This window comes from Streptomyces sp. (assembly GCF_036566765.1).
GTDB lineage: Bacteria > Actinomycetota > Actinomycetes > Streptomycetales > Streptomycetaceae > Streptomyces.
Map to the genome: position 1 here is coordinate 1 of NZ_DATCVQ010000236.1, position 4,405 is coordinate 4,405.

A 4,405-nucleotide genomic window follows, 5' to 3' on the forward strand; every position below is an offset into this window, starting at 1 on the left:
CTTCTTCAGGCGCTCCTCGAAGTCACCGCGGTAGCGGGAGCCGGCGACCAGCGCGCCGAGGTCCAGGGTGTAGAGGTGCTTGTCCTTGAGGGTCTCGGGCACCTCGCCCTTGACGATGGCCTGCGCCAGGCCCTCGACGACCGCCGTCTTGCCGACGCCGGGCTCGCCGATGAGGACCGGGTTGTTCTTGGTACGCCGGGACAGCACCTGCATGACCCGCTCGATCTCCTTCTCGCGCCCGATGACCGGGTCGAGCTTGGACTCACGAGCGGCCTGGGTGAGATTCCGGCCGAACTGGTCCAGGACGAGCGAGGTGGAGGGGGTGCCCTCCGCCGGGCCGCCGGCCGTGGCGGCTTCCTTGCCCTGGTAGCCGGAGAGCAGCTGGATGACCTGCTGCCGCACCCGGTTGAGATCGGCGCCCAGCTTCACGAGGACCTGGGCGGCGACGCCCTCGCCCTCGCGGATCAGGCCGAGCAGGATGTGCTCCGTGCCGATGTAGTTGTGGCCGAGCTGGAGGGCCTCGCGGAGCGACAGCTCCAGGACCTTCTTGGCACGCGGGGTGAAGGGGATGTGGCCGGACGGGGCCTGCTGCCCCTGCCCGATGATCTCCTCAACCTGCTGGCGGACCGCCTCGAGCGAAATCCCGAGGCTCTCCAGGGCCTTAGCGGCGACACCCTCACCCTCGTGGATAAGGCCCAGGAGGATGTGCTCGGTGCCGATGTAGTTGTGGTTGAGCATCCGGGCTTCTTCCTGAGCCAGGACGACAACCCGCCGCGCGCGGTCGGTGAACCTCTCGAACATCGTTAATCGCTCCTCAGAGCGGTCAGTCAGTTAGGGGTCGATCCCCTCCCTGTCCTTCCGCAGCTTAGTCCCGCAAGCGGGGACCGCTCATTCCAACTGCCGACACCCGTCCTTGGCCTCCTGACCCCGAACGCCGACAACTGTCCTAACCCGATGGTGCGAGACGATGTTCCCGCAGGCCAGGCAGTTACCCGTGCCATCAGTACGCCGATGGCGAACGTGAGACGCCAAAGCCCGCGTGTCGCCCCTCCCCACATGGAATGTCTTACCCGTAGGCACTGACACTCCATGCGGCTTACCCCGGTTCCCTCCGCTAAGGGCGAACACCCTTGCGCCGCCGAATGCACCCGCGAACCCGGCGATGATCACGATGCGCGACGTCGCGTCGACCGTGCGTGACCGCATAGGCGTAACCATTCGGCAGGTGCCGGAGTTCCCCGGGCATGGCCTTCACCGTCCCGCTTCCCCGCTCACCGTCCGAGGACGGCCTCGCGCGGTGGTACGAGCACGAGCTCGGCTGGGCGACCGTCGAGGGGCCGCCGGTGCTGCTGCCGACCGGGCTGCGGTTCGACGTGCTCGAACTGCCCGCGGCGGCCGGGCACGCGGCGCTGCGGCGGGTGGGCGGCGTCGGCCCCGTGGCCCTCATGGGGCGCCGGATGCGGCTGCTCGTGGCCGCGGGAGGCGCGGAGGAGCTGCCGGGGCTGCTCGACTGGCTGGAGTGGGGCGGGATCGCCCTGGACCTCGCCGGGCTCGGCCCGGGCGGCCGGATGACCGCTCCCGTTCCCCCAGGATGGAGCGGCTCCGACCGGCCGGGCGCCGCGGTGTGGCTGCGGCCCCCCGTGCCCGGCCGCGAGGTCGAGTCGTCGCTGCCGGCGCTGCCGGCGGTCGGGGGCTGCGAGGACGCCCCCGGTCTGGTGCGACTGGTGGAGGCGGCGGCGACGGAATGCCACCGGCTCCGGCTGGCGCGAACTCAGCCGTTGGCCTTCTCGTAGGCCTCGCGCACCGAGGCCGGGACGCGGCCGCGGTCGTTGACCTCGTAACCGTTCGCCTTCGCCCAGGCGCGGATTTCCGCGGTGTCCTTGTTACCGCCGGCGGCGACGCGGCCCTTTCCACGGCCGGTGGCGGCGCGGCCACCGGTGCGACGGCCGCTCTTGGTGTACGGCTCGAGCAGGCCGCGGAGCTTGTCCGCGTTGGCGGTGGTGAGATCGATCTCGTAGGTCTTGCCGTCCAGAGCGAACGTCACGGTCTCGTCCGCCTCGACGCCGTCGAGGTCGTCGACAAGAAGGACCTGAACCTTCTGTGCCACCGGATTTCCTTTCATCGAAAATGCAGTACGCGGAAAGGAAACCGCTTTTCCCGGAAAAACACAAACCCCTGGCAGAGGTTCAGAAGCTCGACAACGCGGGAAACGTGCGCGATTCGGACATAGGGATCCGGTCGTTGCTTACGCTCACAGGTGCAGAAGCATCCGGCTGTTGCCCAAGGTGTTCGGCTTCACTCGTTCGAGACCGAGGAACTCGGCGACGCCCTCGTCATAGGAACGCAGGAGCTCGCTGTAGACATCTCCGTCGACGGGCGTCTCGCCGATCTCGACGAAGCCGTGCTTCGCGAAGAACTCGACTTCGAAGGTGAGGCAGAAAACCCGGCGGACGCCCAGCCATCGGGCGGTGTGCAACAACTTGTCGAGCACCTGATGTCCCACGCCGGCGCCCTTGAAGTCCGGGTCGACGGCGAGCGTGCGTACTTCCGCGAGGTCTTCCCACATCACATGGAGAGCGCCGCAGCCGACGACGACTCCGTCGGTGTCGCGTTCCGCGACCCAGAACTCCTGGATGTGCTCGTAAAGCGTCACCGTCGCTTTGTCGAGCAGGATGCCGCGGCGAACGAGCGGGTCGACGAGCCTTCGGACCGCGGCGACATCGGAGGTGCGGGCGCGGCGTACGGTGACGGCTTTCGGCGCGGTTGCGGAGACGGATGCGGAGGACGTCGACATGGGGGGACGTTATCGCCCCGGCTCGGCGGCGCTCTCGCCGCCCTCCGCGGAGGTCGCGGGCAGTCCTTCCGGGGCATTCGGGGTGTCCCGCTGGACCATCCGTACGGCGTCGTCGAGGGCTTCGCGCTGCTCGGCGGACATCATGCCGAAGAAGGCGACCAGAGCGGCGGCGGGGTTGTCGCTCTGCGCCCAGGCCTCGTTCATGAGCGCGGCGGAGTAGGCGGCGCGGGTGGAGACCGCGGTATATCGATAGGCCCGGCCGTCTACTTCCCGGCGTACCCAGCCCTTCTGATGGAGATTGTCCATTACCGTCATGACGGTGGTGTAGGCGATGGACCGTTCCTGCTGGAGATCCTCCAGGACTTCCCGGACGGTCACCGGGCGGTTCCATTGCCAGACGCGTGTCATGACGGCGTCTTCGAGCTCTCCCAATTGACGGGGCACATTGCCACCTTAGTCCGCGATGCCGGAATGGCCGGTTATTGACGGAGCGAACCGGGTGAAACCCAACGAAAAAGGGCGCACGCCACGGCAGTGGTCGTACGCCCTCGCGGGGGTGGCGGGCCGGTGCTAGCGGTCGCTGCCGTCCGCCTGGCGGGCGGCTTCGGCGCGGGCGAGCGCGGCGTCCACGGCCGCGTCCTCCTTGGCCTTGTTGGGACCGCCCTGGCTCTTGACGATCGTCACGACGAGGCCGGTGAAGAACAGGGCCATCACGACGGGGGGCAGGAGCGCGGATACGTATTCCATGGCGTCCAGAGTAGCTATCCGGCGACCCGTTCCTCGGGCGGGGGCGGGGGAACGGGGCGTCGGCGCGGCGGGAACACCTCGGAGGGCTTGGGCACCGGGCGCTCGTCGGGCTTCGGCCGCGGGGCGGGCGTGGGCTTGGGCTTCGGCTCGTCCGCGGCCCGCCCGCCTGGCAGCGCGAGCAGCCGGGTACGGGGCCTGGCGAGGCGGGCGCGCACGGACCGCTCGGCGAGCACCGCGCACCGCTCCAGGAGCGCGGCGGCGACCGGCCGCTCGCGCAGCGGGCGCAGCGCGGCGAGGTCCTCGGGGAGGGGGTCGTAGCCGGCGGCCAGGGCGTCCTGGAGGAGTTCCAGATAGCCGGGGGCGGAGCCGGGCAGGGCGGCGCGGTAGCGGTCGAGGTCGTCGAGCAGGAAGGCGCGCAGCCGTCCGGCCTCGCGGACGGCCTCGTCGAGCGCGTCCGCGAGCCGCAGGCAGTCCTGCACGTCCTCGTCGTCGAGCGGCATCGGGCACAGGGCACTGGCGAGAGCGCGCCGCAGCACGCGCAGTTCGTCCGCGCCGAAGGCGAGGCCGCCGCGGGATCCGTATGGCGTGGGCATGCGGCGACGATACGCGCTAATCAGACAAACTTCGCTTATCTGCGGGTTTGTGGCGCGCCGATGAAGGTCGCCCGAAAGTCCCCCACCCCACCCCTTCCCGAAACCCTGCCGGGGGCTGGTGGACGGCGGGGCAGCGGCGGCGCAATGCCGGGCGGGAGCCGCGGCACGGTGCAGAGCGGGAGCCGCGGCACGGTGCAGAGCGGGAGCCGCGGCACGGTGCAGAGCGGGAGCCGCGGCACGGTGCAGAGCGGGAGCCGCGGCGCGGTGCCGG

The 4,405-nt window shown here is 70.0% G+C and carries 7 protein-coding genes; 1 reads left to right on the forward strand and 6 read right to left on the reverse strand.

What is annotated here, in order from left to right:
• On the reverse strand, window positions 1-801 hold an 801-nt coding region (locus VIU94_RS13410; protein WP_331911028.1), incomplete at its 3' end, for a Clp protease N-terminal domain-containing protein.
• Between the two features lie 443 nt (window positions 802-1,244).
• Between VIU94_RS13410 and VIU94_RS13415 the strand changes: the two genes are divergently transcribed.
• Window positions 1,245-1,793 carry an SCO3374 family protein gene (locus tag VIU94_RS13415; protein WP_331911030.1) on the forward strand — a complete coding sequence of 183 codons (549 nt, stop codon included), beginning with the start codon at window positions 1,245-1,247 and terminating at the stop codon, window positions 1,791-1,793.
• On the opposite strand, the gene VIU94_RS13420 is transcribed toward VIU94_RS13415, so the two are convergent.
• The 5 genes from VIU94_RS13420 to VIU94_RS13440 form a co-directional block, all read right to left on the reverse strand.
• Entirely contained in the window at window positions 1,772-2,107 is a 336-nt protein-coding gene (locus tag VIU94_RS13420) for a histone-like nucleoid-structuring protein Lsr2 (RefSeq protein ID WP_331911032.1), read from the reverse strand. The two genes, VIU94_RS13415 and VIU94_RS13420, sit on opposite strands and share 22 nt — an antisense overlap.
• 144 nt (window positions 2,108-2,251) lie before the next feature.
• A complete protein-coding gene (locus tag VIU94_RS13425; RefSeq protein WP_331911034.1) occupies window positions 2,252-2,794 on the reverse strand; it encodes an amino-acid N-acetyltransferase in 543 nt (180 codons plus the stop codon).
• Between the two features lie 9 nt (window positions 2,795-2,803).
• A complete protein-coding gene (locus VIU94_RS13430) occupies window positions 2,804-3,238 on the reverse strand; it encodes a BlaI/MecI/CopY family transcriptional regulator (protein ID WP_331911036.1) in 435 nt (144 codons plus the stop codon).
• A gap of 126 nt (window positions 3,239-3,364) precedes the next feature.
• Window positions 3,365-3,541 (reverse strand): hypothetical protein, encoded by a 177-nt coding sequence (locus VIU94_RS13435; protein ID WP_331911038.1) that lies wholly within the window; start codon window positions 3,539-3,541, stop codon window positions 3,365-3,367.
• Between the two features lie 14 nt (window positions 3,542-3,555).
• Window positions 3,556-4,134, reverse strand: a complete 579-nt coding sequence (locus tag VIU94_RS13440) for a hypothetical protein (protein WP_331911040.1) — start codon at window positions 4,132-4,134, stop codon at window positions 3,556-3,558.
• Window positions 4,135-4,405 lie beyond the last annotated feature (271 nt).